This window comes from Streptomyces sp. NBC_00271, assembly GCF_036178845.1.
GTDB lineage: Bacteria > Actinomycetota > Actinomycetes > Streptomycetales > Streptomycetaceae > Streptomyces.
In genome coordinates, this window is sequence record NZ_CP108070.1 from 2,764,172 (window position 1) to 2,780,453 (window position 16,282).

The 16,282-nt window shown below is 71.0% G+C and carries 9 protein-coding genes; 8 read left to right on the plus strand and 1 reads right to left on the minus strand.

The features are described 5' to 3' along the window. Positions 1 to 135 precede the first annotated feature (135 nt). From OG798_RS13035 to OG798_RS13070, 8 genes are all read left to right on the plus strand, one after another. Positions 136 to 1,221, plus strand: a complete 1,086-nt coding sequence (locus OG798_RS13035) for an S-(hydroxymethyl)mycothiol dehydrogenase (protein ID WP_121416765.1) — start codon at positions 136 to 138, stop codon at positions 1,219 to 1,221. Beyond that, entirely contained in the window at positions 1,218 to 1,874 is a 657-nt protein-coding gene (locus tag OG798_RS13040; protein WP_121416764.1) for an MBL fold metallo-hydrolase, read from the plus strand. Before OG798_RS13035 ends, OG798_RS13040 begins: the two co-directional genes overlap by 4 nt. 44 nt (positions 1,875 to 1,918) lie before the next feature. Then, positions 1,919 to 4,456, plus strand: coding sequence for a GcvT family protein (locus OG798_RS13045; RefSeq protein WP_328757020.1), 2,538 nt, complete (start codon positions 1,919 to 1,921; stop codon positions 4,454 to 4,456). Positions 4,457 to 4,504: 48 nt separating this feature from the next. Then, positions 4,505 to 5,659, plus strand: coding sequence for an N-methyl-L-tryptophan oxidase (gene solA / locus OG798_RS13050; RefSeq protein ID WP_121416762.1), 1,155 nt, complete (start codon positions 4,505 to 4,507; stop codon positions 5,657 to 5,659). 11 nt (positions 5,660 to 5,670) lie between these two features. Continuing rightward, positions 5,671 to 6,816 carry an aromatic ring-hydroxylating oxygenase subunit alpha gene (locus tag OG798_RS13055; protein ID WP_267061269.1) on the plus strand — a complete coding sequence of 382 codons (1,146 nt, stop codon included), beginning with the start codon at positions 5,671 to 5,673 and terminating at the stop codon, positions 6,814 to 6,816. After that, positions 6,809 to 8,275 carry an aldehyde dehydrogenase family protein gene (locus OG798_RS13060; protein ID WP_267061270.1) on the plus strand — a complete coding sequence of 489 codons (1,467 nt, stop codon included), beginning with the start codon at positions 6,809 to 6,811 and terminating at the stop codon, positions 8,273 to 8,275. The genes OG798_RS13055 and OG798_RS13060 overlap by 8 nt, the downstream gene beginning before the upstream one ends. 103 nt (positions 8,276 to 8,378) lie before the next feature. Beyond that, on the plus strand, positions 8,379 to 9,953 hold the full coding sequence (locus OG798_RS13065; protein WP_121416759.1) for an APC family permease: 1,575 nt from the start codon (positions 8,379 to 8,381) through the stop codon (positions 9,951 to 9,953). Positions 9,954 to 10,003: 50 nt separating this feature from the next. Beyond that, positions 10,004 to 11,554, plus strand: coding sequence for a GMC family oxidoreductase (locus tag OG798_RS13070; RefSeq protein WP_328757022.1), 1,551 nt, complete (start codon positions 10,004 to 10,006; stop codon positions 11,552 to 11,554). Here OG798_RS13070 and OG798_RS13075 read toward each other — a convergent pair. Further along, positions 11,551 to 16,248 carry a hypothetical protein gene (locus OG798_RS13075; RefSeq protein WP_095855862.1) on the minus strand — a complete coding sequence of 1,566 codons (4,698 nt, stop codon included), beginning with the start codon at positions 16,246 to 16,248 and terminating at the stop codon, positions 11,551 to 11,553. The genes OG798_RS13070 and OG798_RS13075 overlap by 4 nt on opposite strands. Positions 16,249 to 16,282 lie beyond the last annotated feature (34 nt).

Consider the following 16,282-nt stretch of genomic DNA (forward strand, 5'->3'; position numbering starts at 1 on the left):
TCCGGCACGTTTCGGGCGGCCCGTTCCTTTTGCCAAGGGTTAACGCCGACCCCTTGACGACCCCATGACGGCGTTCTCAATATGTTCCTCATCGCGCAACCCATCGTGCATTGCGCAACAGCAGAGGAGCTTGTCGTGCCACACGAGGTCCGTGCCGTAGTCGCCGTCAAGAAGGGCGCACCCGTCGAGGTGCAGACGATCGTCGTTCCCGACCCGGGCCCCGGAGAGGTGCTCGTCAACGTCCAGGCCTGCGGGGTCTGCCACACGGATCTGCACTACCGGGAGGGCGCGATCACCGACGACTTCCCCTTCCTGCTCGGCCACGAGGCGGCCGGCACCATCGAGGCGGTCGGCGACGGCGTCACCGACCTGGTCCCGGGCGACTACGTGGTCCTCGCCTGGCGGGCGCCCTGCGGAACCTGTCGCTCCTGTCGCCGCGGGCGCCCCTGGTACTGCTTCGACTCCCGTAACGCCACCCAGCCGATGACGCTGCTCGACGGCACCCCGCTCAGCAACGCGCTGGGCATCGGCGCCTTCGCCGAGAAGACCCTGGTCGCGGCCGGGCAGGCGGTGAAGATCGACCCGGCCGCCCGCCCCGAGGCCGCGGGCCTGATCGGCTGCGGTGTGATGGCCGGATACGGCGCCGCGGTCAACACCGGCAACGTCGGGCGCGGCGACACGGTCGCCGTCATCGGCTGCGGAGGCGTCGGCAACGCGGCGATCGCGGGCGCCTGTCTCAACGGCGCGATGAAGGTCATCGCCATCGACATCGACGACAAGAAGCTCGACCAGGCCGAGAAGTTCGGCGCCACCCACACGGTGAACTCACGCGGGACGGATCCCGTCGAGGCCGTCCGTGCGCTCACCGACGGTTTCGGGGTCGACATTGCCATCGACGCGGTAGGCCGACCGGAGACGTACAAACAGGCCTTCTACATGCGCGACCACGCGGGTGTGCTCGTCCAGGTCGGTGTCCCCGACCCCGAGATGAAGATCGACCTCCCGCTGATCGACCTGTTCTCGCGCGGCGGCGCGCTGAAGTCCTCCTGGTACGGCGACTGCCTGCCGAGCCGCGACTTCCCGTTCCTCATCGACCAGTACCTGTACGGGCTGCTCGACCTCAACGCCTTCGTCAGCGAGACCATCTCCCTCGACCAGGTCGAGGAGGCGTTCGCGAAGATGCACCGCGGTGAGGTACTGCGGTCGGTGGTGGTCCTGTGAGTCGAGCCGGGCCCCAGGGACACGGTCACGAACAGGACCACGCGGTACGGGTCCAACGCATCGTCACCTCGGGCACCTTCAGCCTCGACGGCGAGACCTTCGACGTCGACAACAACGTCTGGCTCGTGGGCGACGACGAGGAGGTGTTGATCGTCGACGCCGCCCACGACGCCCGTACGATCCACAAGGCCGTCGCCGGACGCCACGTCACCGCGATCGTCTGCACCCACGCGCACGACGACCACATCGACGCGGCCGCCGAGCTCTCCGTACTGACCGGCGCGCCCGTACTCCTGCACCCCGACGACAACGAGCTGTGGTCGTTCACCCACCCCGGGCGCAAGCCGGACGGGGAACTGCGTGACGGCCGGATCCTGGCGGTCGCCGGCATCGAACTCCAGGTGATCCACAGCCCCGGCCACACCTGGGGCAGCTGCTGCCTCTACGCCCCGTTCCTGGACACGGTCTTCACCGGGGACACCCTCTTCCACGGCGGCCCCGGCGCGACCGGCCGCTCGTACTCGGACCGACCCACCATCGAGGCCTCGCTCCGCAACCGGCTCCTCACCCTCCCCGGCAACACCGTGGTCCGTACCGGGCACGGCGAGGACACCACCATCGCCGCCGAGCGCCCCCACGTCCCCACCGTCTGATCCACCCCCGAGCGCGTCCACTCCCCACCCCGGCAAGGAGGGGCATGTCCAGCACGCCCGCAAACCATCCCCGTGTCGTCATCATCGGCGCCGGCATCGTCGGCTGCTCGCTCGCCGACGAGCTGACCGCCCGCGGCTGGACCGACGTCACCGTTCTCGAACAGGGGCCGCTGCCCGCCCCGGGCGGCTCCACCTCGCACGCGCCGGGCCTGGTGTTCCAGACCAGCCCGTCCAAGACGCTCACGGCGTTCGCCCGGTACACCGTGGAGAAGTTCAACTCGCTCCAGGTCGAGGGCGTCTCCTGCTTCAACCCGGTCGGCGGTCTCGAACTCGCGACCACGCCCGAGCGCCTCGCCGACCTGCACCGCAAGGCCGGTTACGCCGCCTCGTGGGGCGTACGCGGCGAGATCGTCAGCGCGGCCCGCTGCAAAGAGCTGTGGCCACTCATCGACCAGTCGGCCGTCCTCGGCGGCTTCCACACCCCCGACGACGGCCTGGCCCGCGCCGTACTCGCGGCCCGCGCGCAGATGGAACGCGCCACGGAACGGGGCGCCCGCTTCCTCGACCGTCACACGGTCACCGGTATCGAACAGGAGGACGGCAAGGTCACGGCCGTGGTCACCGACCGCGGCACCTTCCCCGCCGACCGCGTCGTCTCCGCGGCCGGTTTCTGGGGCCCGGTCATCGGCCGGATGGCCGGGGTCGATGTCCCCCTTCAGCCGCTCGCGCACCAGTACGCAAAGACCAAGCAGCTCCCCGAACTGGCCGCAGCCACCCCGAAAGCCACCTCGGAAGCGACCCCAGCGGCCGCCCCCGAAGCGACCTCGGAAGCCACCGTTGAAACCACCGCCCACGCCGCCACCGACGCCTCGAAGCCCATCCTCCGCTTCCAGGATCGCGACCTCTACTTCCGCGAGCACCACGACCGCATCGGCATCGGCAGCTACGCCCACAAGCCGCTGCCCGTCGACCCGTTCGGGATCCTCCCCTACGACGAGGCGCGCGCCAACGACATGGAGATGCCGTCGTCGTACCCCTTCACCGAGGAGGACTGGGCACCGAGCTGGGACGACTGCCGCTGGCTGATGCCCGCCCTGCGCGAGACGGAGATCGAGGAGGGCTTCAACGGCGTCTTCTCCTTCACCCCGGACGGCATGCCGGTGCTCGGGGAATCGCGCGAGCTGCGCGGATTCTGGCTGGCCGAGGCCGTCTGGGTCACCCACTCCGCGGGGGTCGCGAAGGCGGTCGCCGAATGGATGGTCGACGGGCGCGCCTCCATCGACCTGCACGAATGCGACCTCACCCGCTTCGAGGACGCGCAGCGCTCACCGGCGTACGTCCGCGAACGCGGCTCGCAGCAGTTCGTCGAGGTGTACGACGTCCTGCACCCCCTCCAGCCGATGGAGCACCCGCGCCCCCTGCGCGTCAGCCCCTTCTACGCCCGGCAGCAGGAACTCGGCGCGTACTTCCTGGAGGGCGGCGGCTGGGAGCGCCCGCACTGGTACGAGGCGAACGCCCCGCTCGTGGACGGTCTGCGGCTTCCCGAGCGCGACGCCTGGTCGGCCCGCTACTGGTCGCCCATCGCGGCCGCCGAGGCGAAGGCGACCCGCGAGAAGGTCGCCCTGTACGACATGACCCCGCTGCGCCGCCTCGAAGTCACCGGGCCCGGGGCCCTCGACTTCCTCCAGCGCATGACCACCAACAACCTCCGTAAGAAGCCCGGCGCGGTCACCTACACGCTGCTCCTGGACGAGACGGGCGGCATACGCTCCGACCTCACCGTCGCGCGCCTCGCCCCGGACCGTTTCCAGGTGGGCGCCAACTCCCCCACCGACCTGGACTGGCTGGTCCGGCACGCCCCGGACGACGTGCGGATCAGGGACATCACCTCCGGCACCTGCTGCATCGGCGTCTGGGGTCCGCTCGCCCGCGAGCTAGTGCAGCCGCTGACCCACGACGACTTCTCGCACGAGGGCTTCGGCTACTTCCGCGCGAAGGAGACCTGCCTCGGGCACGTCCCGGTGACGGCGATGCGGCTGTCGTACGTCGGCGAGCTGGGCTGGGAGTTGTATACGTCCGCCGATCTGGGGCTCAGGCTCTGGGACACGCTGTGGGAGGCGGGCCGTGAGCACGGCGTGATCGCGGCCGGGCGCTCCGCCTTCAACAGTCTGCGGCTGGAGAAGGGCTACCGCGCCTGGGGCGTGGACATGACCGACGAGCACAACCCGTTCGAGGCGGGGGTCGGCTTCGCGGTCCGGATGGACAAGGACGGGTTCGTCGGCCAGGAGGCGCTGCAAGGTCTCGCCACGGAGAAACCCGCGCGCAGGCTCACCCCCCTCCTCCTCGACGACCCGGTCGCCGTCGTGCTCGGCAAGGAGCCCGTCTACGTCGACGGCGCCCCGGCGGGTTACGTGACCAGCGCCTCGTACGGCTACACGCTGGGCCGCTGCGTCGCGTACGCCTGGCTGCCGGCGCTCCCGACCGGTACGGGCGTGCACATCGAGTACTTCGGCGAGAAGGTCCCCGCGACCATCGCGGAAGAACCCCTCTTCGACCCGAAGATGAACCGAATCCGCCGCTGAAACCGATCAATAGACAAGAGCCCGGCCACACGGCAAAAGGAGGCCCCTGTGTCCCCCACGTACGACGTGATCGTGATCGGTCTCGGCGGTATGGGCAGCGCTGCCGCCCACCATCTGTCCGCCCGCGGTGCCCGCGTGCTCGGCCTGGAGAAGTTCGGCCCGGTGCACAACCGCGGCTCCAGCCACGGCGGTTCCCGCATCACCCGCCAGTCCTACTTCGAGGACCCGGCGTACGTGCCGCTGCTGCTGCGCTCGTACGAGTTGTACGAGGAGCTGGAGCGGGCGACCGGCCGGGAGATCGCCACCCTGTGCGGTGGCGTCATGGTCGGACGCCCCGACTCACGGACGGTCTCCGGTTCGCTGCTCTCCGCCGAGCAGTGGGACCTGCCGCACGAGATGCTGGACGCCTCCGAGATCCGCCGGCGTTTCCCGACCCTGACCCCGAAGGACGACGAGGTCGCGCTGTTCGAGGCGCGCGCCGGGCTCGTGCGCCCCGAGAACACCGTCGCCGCGCACCTCCAGCTCGCCACCCGGCAGGGCGCGGACCTGCACTTCGAGGAACCGATGACCCGCTGGGAGCCGTACAGGGACGGCGTACGCGTCCACACGGCCGAGAACACCTACACGGCGGCCCACCTGGTGATCTGCCCGGGCGCGTGGGCACCGCAGTTGCTCACCGACCTCGGGGTGCCGTTCACGATCGAGCGCCAGGTCATGTACTGGTTCCAGCCGAGGGGAGGGGTCCAGCCGTTCCTGCCGGAGAACCACCCGATCTACATCTGGGAGGACGCGGCCGGAGTCCAGGCGTACGGCTTCCCGTCGATCGACGGGCCGGAGCTGGGCGCCAAGGTCGCCTTCTTCCGCAAGGGGGTCGTGACCACCCCGGAGACCATCGACCGGACGGTCCACGAGGACGAGGTCCAGGCCATGGCGGATCACATGTCCCGGCACATCCCGGATCTGCCGGGCGCCTTCCTCAAGGCCGCCACCTGCATGTACTCCAACACTGCCGACGAGCACTTCGTCATCGCCCGCCACCCCGCCCACCCGGAGTCCGTGACCGTGGCCTGCGGATTCTCCGGGCACGGCTTCAAGTTCGTGCCGGTCGTCGGCGAGATAGTCGCCGACCTCGCCCTGACCGGCACCACCGATCACCCGATCGGGCTGTTCGACCCCCACCGCCTCGCCGCCGCGCCCGCCTGAGGAGTACGCACGTGACGACGACCCCCGTCTCCCCGTCCCCCATCTCCCCCAGCCTGATCGCCACCCTCCCCGGGCACTACTACACCGACCCGGAGATCTTCCGGCAGGAGCAGGAGTCACTGTTCGAGTCGATGTGGTTCTGCGCCGTCCGCTCCGGGGATCTCGCCCGGCCCGGCGCCTTCCGCACCGTCCAGGTGGGCCGCGAGAGTGTCCTGATCACCCGCTCCCGCACGGGTGAGCTGCGCGCCTTCCTGAACATCTGCCGTCACCGCGGGGCCCGGCTGTGCACCGAGGAGTCCGGGGAGGTCCGCCGCACTCTGCAGTGCCCGTATCACGCCTGGACCTACGACCTCGACGGCAAGCTGGTCGCCGCGCCGAACCTGATCAAAATGCCGGACGTCGACCGCGTCGAGTACGGCCTGGTCAAGGTCGCGCTGCGCGAGTGGCTCGGGTACGCCTGGGTGTGCCTGGCCGACGAGCCGCCCTCCTTCGAGGAGACGGTGATGGGCGCCGCCGTGGAGCGGCTGGGCAACGCGGCCGCCATCGAGCACTACGGCACCGAGAAGCTGGCCCTCGGCAAGCGCATCACCTACGACGTGAAGGCGAACTGGAAGCTGATCGTCGAGAACTTCATGGAGTGCTACCACTGCGCGACGATCCACCCCGAACTCGTCGACGTCCTCCCGGAGTTCGCCGAAGGCTACGCGGCCCAGTACTACGTGGGGCACGGCGCCGAGTTCGGCGAGGACATCCAGGGCTTCACGGTCGACGGCAGCGAGGGCTTCGGCCGGCTGCCGGACATAGCGGACGACCAGGACCGTCGCTACTACGCGATCACTGTGAAACCGACGGTTTTCATCAACCTGGTCCCCGACCATGTCATCCTGCACCGCATGTTCCCGCTCGCCGAGGACCGCACGGTCGTCGAGTGCGACTGGCTCTACGCGCCGGAGGTCGTGGAGTCCGGCGCGGACGTGTCCAAGTCGGTCGAGCTCTTCCACCGGGTCAACGCACAGGATTTCGAGGCGTGTGAACGTACGCAGCCGGCCATGGCCTCGCGGGCCTACCGGAACGGTGGTGTCCTGGTGCCCACCGAGCACCACATCGGGATCTTCCACGAGTGGCTGATCCAGCAATTGGGAGGCCCCAGTGCCTGACCTGTTCATCGACGGTACATGGCGGAGCGCTCTCGACGAGCGCACGCGCGAGATCCGCTGCCCCGCCGACGGTTCCCTGGTGGGTGTCGTCGACGAGGCGGGCGGCAAGGACACCGTGGAGGCGATCGCCGCCGCGCGCCGCGCCTTCGACGAGGGTCCCTGGCCCACGACCCCGGCCGCGGACCGCGGTGACCTGCTGCTGCGCGTCGCCGACCTCCTCGTACGGGACAAGGAAGCACTCGCTCGCGCCGAGTCGCTCGACACGGGCAAGCGGCTCGTCGAGAGCGAGTACGACATCGACGACATCGCGAACTGCTTCCGCTACTTCGGGCGGGCGGCCACCGCCGAGACGGGCCGGGTCGTCGAGACCGGTACGGCGAGCGTCGACAGCCGGGTCGTGTACGAACCGGTCGGGGTGTGCGCGCTGATCACGCCCTGGAACTATCCGCTCCTGCAGACCGCCTGGAAGGTCGCCCCGGCGCTCGCCGCGGGCAACACCTTCGTCCTCAAGCCGAGCGAGCTCACCCCGCACACGGCGATCCATCTGATGCGGCTGCTGGAGGAGGCCGGGCTGCCGCCCGGAGTGGCCAACCTCGTCCTCGGCGCGGGCCCCGAGGCAGGGGCCCCGCTCGGCGATCATCCGGACGTCGACCTCGTCTCCTTCACCGGCGGGCTGCAGACCGGGCGGCGGCTGATGGCCGCCGCGGCCGGGACGGTGAAGAAGGTGGCCCTGGAACTCGGCGGCAAGAACCCGAACATCGTCTTCGCCGACGCCGACTTCGAGACGGCCGTCGACATGACGCTGACCGCGGTCTTCCTGCACTCGGGGCAGGTCTGTTCGTCCGGGGCCCGGCTGCTGGTCGAGGACTCGCTGCACGACCGGTTCGTCGACGAGGTCGTCCGCCGGGCCTCGGAGATCCGGCTCGGCGGCCCGTTCGACGAGCGGGCACAGAGCGGGCCGCTGGTCTCGGCGGCGCATCGCGCCAAGGTCGAGGCGTACGTAGCCAAGGGGCTGGCGGAAGGCGCGGTGCTGCGCTGCGGCGGCGCGCGGCCTTCCGGGCCCGAGTTCGAAGCGGGCTTCTACTATCCGCCGACCGTGCTGGACGAGTGCTCGTCCGACATGTCCGTGGTCCAGGACGAGTCCTTCGGGCCGGTGCTGACCGTGGAGCGTTTCAGCGGCGAGGCGGAGGCCGTACGGCTCGCCAACGACACGATCTACGGACTCGCGGGCGCCGTCTTCACCACCGACGAGGCCAAGGCCCAGCGCGTGGCGGCCCGGCTGCGGCTCGGCACGGTCTGGATCAACGACTACCACCCCTACGTCCCTCAGGCGGAATGGGGCGGTTTCAAGCAGTCGGGCTTCGGGCGCGAGCTCGGACCCGCCGGCCTCGCCGAGTACCGCGAGGCGAAGCACATCTGGCGCAACACCAACCCGTCCCCACAGGGGTGGTTCGCGTAATCCCCTGATGATCCCCCGGTGACGTCCGGATGATCTGATCCCCTGATTCCCCCCACCCACCCGCACGAGCCGCGCCCCTCTCCCTCGATCCAGGAGGCCGCTCATGACCACCCATCCACCCGCGACCGAGCAGAACGACGACGCCGAACTCTCCGAGTTCGGCTACAAGCCCGAACTCAAGCGCACCCTTGGCAACTTCCACACCTTCGCCGCCGGCATCAGCTACATCTCCATCCTCACCGGAACCTTCCAGCTCTTCTACTTCGGCTACGGCAGCGGTGGCCCCGCCTACTGGTGGTCCTGGCCGATGGTCTTCATCGGCCAGTTCATGGTCGCCCTCTGTTTCGCCGAGCTCGCCGCCCGCTATCCCGTGGCCGGCTCCGTCTACAACTGGTCGAAGAAGGTGGGCAATCCGCACATAGGCTGGCTCGCGGGCTGGATGATGCTGCTCGCGTCGATCGTGTCGATCTCGGCCGTGGCACTCGCCTATCAGTTGACGCTTCCCCAGATCTCCTCCACCTTCCAGTTCGTGGGTGACGGCACGGGCAAGTACGACGTCGCCACCAACGCGGTTCTGCTGGCGGCCGTACTGATCCTGTTCACCACCCTGGTGAACGCCTTCGGTGTGAAGCTGATGGCGACCATCAACACGGCGGGCGTCTTCATCGAGCTGATCGCCACCGTCGTACTGATCATCCTGTTCGCGGTGCACATCACACGCGGCCCGCAGGTGGTGATGGACACCCAGGGCACCGGCCACGGGCAGTCGTTCGGCTACCTCGGCGCGTTCCTGGTGGCCTCCCTGGCGTCCGCGTACGTCATGTACGGATTCGACACGGCCTCCTCGCTCGGTGAGGAGTGCCTCGACCCGTCGCGCAACGCGCCGCGCGCCATCATCCGTGCCATCGTCGCCTCGTTCGTCCTCGGCGGGCTCGTGCTGCTGCTCGCGCTGATGAGCGTCTCCAGCCTCAAGGGCGACAAGCTCTCCACCGACGGTCTGCAGTACATCGTCCTCGACGTGCTCGGCCCGACGGCCGGCAAGGCGATGCTGTGGTGCGTCCTGATCGCGGTCACGGTGTGCGCCCTGGCCGTGCACACGGCGGCGATCCGGCTGGCCTTCGCGATGGCCCGCGACAACAACCTGCCCGCCTCCTCGAAGCTGGCCAAGGTCAACGCGCGCTTCCAGACGCCGGTCCTGCCGACCGTGATCATCGGTGTGCTCGCACTGGCGATCCTGGTGGTCAACATCCGCCAGCCGCAGATCTTCACCGTGGTCACCAGCATCGGCATCATCATGATCTACCTGGCATATCTGCTGGTCACCGGTCCGATGCTGGTCGCACGGCTGCGTGGCAAGTGGCAGCCCGCGGGCGACGGCAAGTTCTCGCTCGGCCGCTGGGGGCTGCTCGTCAACATCGTCGCCGTGGTGTGGGGCGCGGTCATGACGATCAACCTGATCTGGCCGCGCTCCGCGGTCTACAACGCGGCCGCGCCGTACCACTGGTACCTGCGCTGGGGTGCCGTCCTGTTCGTGGGCGTCGTCGCGGGCGGCGGCTTCGCCTACTACTGGTTCGTGCAGCGGCACCGGACCGGGGTGCTCGCCGAGCACCAGTTCCAGGCCTCCGCGACGGCTTCCGTCGCGACTCCCGTGACCCCCGCGACCCCCGCGACCGACTGAAGGACCGTCACACGACCGACCGAAGAGCAAAGCAAGGAGGTCAACTCCCCATGAACGTCGATGAGTTCGACTATGTCGTGGTCGGCGGCGGCACCGCGGGCAACGTGGTCGCGGCCCGGCTCTCCGAGGATCCGTCCGTCACCGTGTGCGTCCTCGAGGCGGGCCCCAGCGACGTCGGCGACGACGACATCCTGAAGCTGGAACGCTGGATGGGACTGCTGGAGTCCGGATACGACTGGGACTATCCGGTCGAACCGCAGGTCAGCGGCAACAGTTTCATGCGCCATGCCCGCGCCAAGGTGCTCGGCGGCTGTTCCTCGCACAACTCCTGCATCGCCTTCTGGGCACCCGCGGAGGACCTGGACGACTGGGCCGCCGCGGGCTGTACGGGGTGGAGCGCGGCCGAGCTCTTCCCGCTCTACCAGCGGTTGGAGTCGAACGACGCTCCCGGCGACCACCACGGCCGCACCGGCCCGGTGAAACTGCGCACGCTGAAGGGCGCGGACCCCTGCGGCTTCGCCCTGCTGGAGGCGTGTGCGCAGGCGGGCATTGCGACCACCGCGTTCAACACCGGCAAGACCGTGGTCCGTGGCGCCAACTGGTTCCAGATCAACTCCGACGAGAACAACATCCGGCAGTCCTCGTCGGTCGCGTATCTGCATCCGGTCATGGGCAAGCGGCCGAACCTGGAGGTGCGCACCGGGGTACGGGCCAAGAAGCTCGTGCTCGACGGCCGCCGTTGTGTGGGCGCCGAGTACCTGGACCCGGACCTGATCCACACCCGGACGGTGCGCGCACGCCGCGAGGTGATCGTGTCCTGCGGGTCCATCGACACTCCCAAGCTGCTGATGCTGTCGGGCATCGGGCCCGCCGCGCATCTGCGCGAGGTGGGGGTCGAGGTGGTGGTGGACTCGGCGGGGGTCGGCAAGAACCTCCAGGACCACCCCGAGGGCGTCATCATGTGGGAGGCCAAGCAGCCCATGCCCACCACGTCCAGCCAGTGGTGGGAGGCGGGCATCTTCTACGACACCGAACCGGGCCTGGACCGGCCCGACCTGATGTACCACTACGGTTCGGTGCCGTTCGACATGAACACGGCTCGGCACGGGTTCCCGACGTCCGAGAACGCCTTCTGCCTCACGCCGAACGTGACGCGCGCGAAGTCACGCGGCACGGTGCGACTGCGCACCCGGGACTACCGGGACAAGCCCATGGTCGATCCGCGTTACTTCACGCACGAGCACGACGTGCGCGTGATGACGTACGGGCTGAAACTGGCGCGGAAGATCGCCTCCCAGCCGGCGCTGAGCGGCTGGGCGGGCGCGGAGCTGGCCCCCGGGCCGGACGTACGGACGGACGACGAACTGCTCGACTACATCCACAAGACCCACAACACCGTCTACCACCCGTCCTGCACCGTGAAGATGGGCGCGGACGACGACTCCTCGGCCCCGCTCGACGCGCGGCTGCGGGTCAAGGGGGTCGAGGGGCTGCGGGTCGCGGACGGTTCGGTGATGCCGGATCTCATCTCCGTCAACCCCTGCATCACGACCATGATGATCGGCGAGAAGTGCGCGGACCTTTTGAAGGAGGACCGCTAGGTCCCTTGGGGTGAGGGCCTCTTGAACATCCGTGTCGCCGTGATCTCCGTATGTACGGCTTCCCCGGCGGGAGCCTCTCGCGGCAGTCCCGGTCGGAGGTGTTCCTCCACGCTGATGTACTTCAGCCCGGCGCGCAGGTCGGCGTCGTTGCGCAGGCGGATGACGAGGGGGAACTCGGCGAGCGCGGTCGTGTCGAACAGGCCGGTGGTGTAGAGGAGCTGGACGCCGAGCGCGTCCGAGACGGCCCTCTGCAGCTCCAGCAGGTAGGTCGCGTTGGCGCGTCCGATGGGGTTGTCGAGGAAGAGCGTGCCGGCGTGCCGGTGCTTGTCACGGCCCCGGTCGTTGCTGCGCAGCGCGGCCATCGTGCAGTACAGCGCGATGGCCGCGGTCAGCAGCTGACCGCCGGAGAAGACGTCACCCATCTGCCCGACGGGCACGCGCTCGGCACGCAGTACGGCGTCCGGCTTGAGGATCTCGACGGCGACGCCCTTCGGCTCGAGGGCGGCGCTGACTCCGCGCAGCAGCAGTGACATGCCGTCGCGCCGCATGTCGGAGTTCTTCTTGACCGCCGCGCGGGTGGCCTCGTCGACGACCTCGCCGAGCCGCTCCGCGAGCGTGGCCTGATCGGGCTCCTCGAAGCGGATGCGCAGGAACTCCTGCCCGGACCACTCCCCGAGCCCCTCCGGCAGCCGGGACAGCCGCTGCGCGGACCGCAGGGTGGCGAGCGACGACTCCACCAGCCCCCGCAGCCGGTCCACGATCGAGTCCCGGTTGCGCTCCAGCTGCGCCAACTCGTCGGTCAGCACCCGCAGTCGGGGCGCGAAGGCGTCCGCCCACTTCTGGGCGTGTTCGGGCAGCGCGGACGCGGGCAGCTCACGGATCTGCTGCCGGGCAGGGGTGCGCACCTGCTCGTACCGGTTGGAGTTGGCATGCCGTACGAGGATGTCGCTCGCCTCGCGGACGGCGCCCTCGGCCGCGGAGAGGTCGGCGGCGCAGCCACGCAGGGAGCGGCGGGTCTCGGCGGCGGAGTGCCGGGCCTCCTCGAGGGTGCCGGGGTAGGGCTCGGGCTCCTCCTGCTCCTCGTCGGAGTGCTCCCGCAGCAGGTCCCTGAGCAGGGCGGCCGTCTCGTCGAAGCCACCGGCCGCGTCCTCGGCGGCGCGGTGCGCGTCGAGCAGCTCGGCGTGCGCCTCGCGGGCCTGACTGAGCGCCTCGGCGCGGGAGGCGAGTTCACCGGTGGCCGTGCGCAGCAGCGACTGCGCGTGCTCGGCGTCGCGCGGGACCAGCTCCTGCGACAGCTCGGTGTGGGCCTCGCCGTCCTCGGGCGCGTGCCGCTCGGCCTCGCCGCGCAGCCGCCCGAGCTGCTCGCTCGCGGTGGACATGCGAGTCTCCAGGAGCTGCACGAGCTCCTCGGCACGAGCGGCCGCGGCCTGCCGGGACGGCCCGTCGGAACCGTCCGGCGCCTGAAGGAGTTGTGCGGCGCGCGTGCGCACCTTGTTGCTGAGCCGGTCCAGCTCTGCCAGGGCCGCGGTCTCGTCGCTCTCGGCGCGGGCCTGCTCGGCGCGCAGATCGGCGCCGACGCCGACCTTCTCGTACAGCTGTGACGCGGCCCGGTAGGCCTCACGCAGGGCGGGCAGCGAGGACTTCGCCGTCTCCGACGCGTCCTGCGGTACGTCGTCGGGGGCGCCCGCGATCTCGGCGCGCTCGGCGCGCAGCGCGCGGGCCGTGCGGCGGGCGTCGTCGGCGGCGCGCTGGGCGGCGCGGCGGTCCTCGTCGGCGGCGCGGGCGCGCTCCAGGCAGACCTGGGCGCGGGCCTCCGACTCGGTGGCCTCGTCGGCGAGTTCGCGCACCTTGACCTGCCAGCCGGCGCGTTCGCGCAGGCGGAAGGCGAGTCCGGCGAGCGCGTCGGCCGCGCGCCGGGCGCGCTGGGCGGCGTCCTGGCGCTCGTCGCGCACGAGGGCCGCCTCGGCCGCCGCCTCGTCGGCCTCGGCTCGCACGGTGCGCGCCTCGGCGAGCTCGGCCTCGGCCTCCTCGGCGAACGCGCGCGCGTCCCGGGCGGCCGCGGCCAGTTCGACGAGCCGCCCGGCGGGGCAGCCGGTGCGCCAGGAGGCGAGCCGCGCCGCGAGCTCCCGGTCCTTGCCGAGCCGGGCCGCGAGGATGCGGATCTCCTCGTCCCGCTCGGTCGCTCGGGTACGCAGCGTCCGCCGCTCCTCGTCGGCGGCGTGCTCGTCGTGCATGGCTGGGTTCGGCGGTACGAGGAAGACGCCGCCGTCGCCCGTGTCGGCGGCCGGGGTCGGGGCGAGCAGCGCGGCGGCCGTGCCGACGGCGACGGCGGAGCGCGGCAGCAGCGCCGCTTCGCTGAGCGCCTCACGGGCCCGCGCGTGGGTGTCCGGGTCGGTGATGATCACACCGTCGACGAGCTCGGGCCTGGCGGCCAGTACGCGCGCGTGATCGACGGGGTCGACGGCCTGCGCGAGATAGCGCCAGCCGGGCAGGGCGGGGATGCCGTGTTCACCGAGGTACTCGACCGTGGCCAGCACGTCGGGGCCGGGCGGCAGGAGTCCACCGTCGCCGAGGGCGCCGAGGATCCGGGCGTCGTCGGCCGCCGCGGTGCGCAGCTCGAAGAGCTGGCGCTCGGCGGAGGCGACTGAGTCGTCGAGCAGCTCGCGCAGTTCGTCGGCGTACTGGTCCAACTCCTCGGGCGTGAGGGCGCCTTCGGTCTCCGCCCAGACGTCGGCGGAGTTGCCGCGGGCGCCTCGGCCGGTGTCGCCGCCCTTGCCGTGGCCGGTGGAGGCAGCGGCATCCCCGGCCGTCCGGGGCACCGGTACCCCGCCGTGCCGCGTTCCGACGGCACCCGGCAGGCTGAGCAGCTCTGCGAGCCGCTCCTCCCCCGCCAGTGCCTCGGCCGTACGGCGCTCGCCGTCGTACGCGCGCTCGGCCGCCGTCGCCGCGTCCGCCGCGCGGGCGGCCGTCAGTTCGGCGCGGGACTCAACGGACGCCGCCTCGCGGCCGTGCTCCGAGGCCCGTCGCGAGGCCTCCCGTGCGGTGTCCCAGGCCGCGACGGCCGTCTTCTCGGCGTCGCTGGCGGCGAGGGCGGCGCGAGCCGGGTCGGCGTCGGGGGCGCTGTCGTCGAGCCAGCCGGCGCGGACCGCCTCGGCGGTCTCCTGCTCGACCTCGCTCAGGCGCTGGCGCAGATGTCCGACCTCGCTGCGGGCGCGCTGGGCGGCGGTGGCCGCGGCGGTCGAGTCGGCGTACGCGGTCTCGCCGACCTCCTGGAGTCCGGCGGAGCGCTCCTCCTCCTCGTTGGCGAGCGCCTCGGCGCCATCGGCGGCGCGGTGCAGCGCGCGGACGAGGTCGACGGCGGCCTTGGCGCGGGCGGCGAGCGCGGGCGCGGCGTCCCGCTCGGCCTCGAGGATCGCGGCGGCCACGCGCGCGGAGCGGTCGGCGGCGGCACGGTGCCGCAGCACGAGCTCGGCGGCCTGCCAGGAGGAGTGCAGGGTGCGCGCGTCGGCCAGTTCGCGCTTTTGGGCGGCCGCCGACTTCTCGGCCCCGGCGAGCGCCAACGAGGCGTGCCGGTAGGCGAGTTCGGCGGCGATGAGGGCGCTGCGCTCGCGCGCGCCCTCGGCGTGGGTGACGGCGTACGCGGCGGCGGTCACGCGCTGTGCGAGCTCACCGGCGCGGACGCGCTCCCGCACGCCGCGCGCGGACAGTCGCCGGGCCAGGGTGCGGGTACGCCGCTCGGCGCCCGCGTGGATGTCACGCGCGCGTGCCCGTGCCTCGGCGGCCTCGACGATCCGGCCGAGCAGATCCACGGACCCCGCCGTGAAGTCCCGCTCGGCGATCAGCTCGGCGCGCCGCCCCAGCTTGTTGCCGAAGCCGCCGACCAGGTCGGCGAGCCCGTCGGTGTCCCGGGTGTCCGTGACCGCGCGCAGCAGCAGGTCGGTGAAGTCGGAGTCCTTCTTGACCGCGAAGAGACCGGCGGCCTCACCCTCGTCGGCGTTCATCTCCCGCTGGTAGCGGAAGAGTTCGGGGTCGAGGCCGAGATCCGTCAGATGCTCGTTCCAGCGGTCGTGGATCTCTTCCCAGTGCACTTCGAGGTGCGGATACGCCTTTCCGGCCTCGGTGAGGGCGTCGCGGAAGCCCTTCATGGTGCGCCGCCGTCCCTGCGCGCCGGACGCGCCCTCGACGGGCGGCCGGACGGCGGTCGCCTCGGCGACGGGCAGGTTGTCCAGGCTCAGGCCGGGACCGGGCCGGAAGGAGTACCAGGCTTCGGCGAACTTCCGCGGGTCGTTGGAGACCTGCCGTCCCCGCCACTCGCTGGCCTTGCCGACCACGACGCACTCGCCGGTCAGCGTGTGCTGCCACTCCAGCGCGACATGGCCGCAGTCGTCGGCGAGCAGGAACTTGCGCAGCACACCGGAGCTGGCGCCGCCCAGGGTGTTGCGGTGGCCCGGCAGCATCACCGAGAAGATCAGCTTGAGCAGCACCGACTTGCCGCCGCCGTTCTCCAGGAAGAGCACGCCCGCGGGCGCGGGCCGGCGCGGCGGCCCGACGGGCTCCTCCTCGAAGAACTCCGCCTGGGTGGGGGCGGGGTCGGGCACGGGCTCGCCGACACCCCTCAGGTCAAGGACGGTGTCGGCATAGCGCGCGCCAGCAGGCCCGATGGAGTAGAGGCGGACCCGGGACAGCTCGTACATGGCGGCGGACTCTCGTAGTAAGTCTTCGGATGCG

Coding starts and splice junctions, on each gene's coding strand:
- OG798_RS13045 (WP_328757020.1), top strand. CDS start 1,919: ATGTCCAGCACGCCCGCAAACCATCCCCGTGTCGTCATCATCGGCGCC.
- OG798_RS13070 (WP_328757022.1), top strand. CDS start 10,004: ATGAACGTCGATGAGTTCGACTATGTCGTGGTCGGCGGCGGCACCGCG.
- OG798_RS13065 (WP_121416759.1), top strand. CDS start 8,379: ATGACCACCCATCCACCCGCGACCGAGCAGAACGACGACGCCGAACTC.
- OG798_RS13075 (WP_095855862.1), bottom strand. CDS start 16,248: ATGTACGAGCTGTCCCGGGTCCGCCTCTACTCCATCGGGCCTGCTGGC.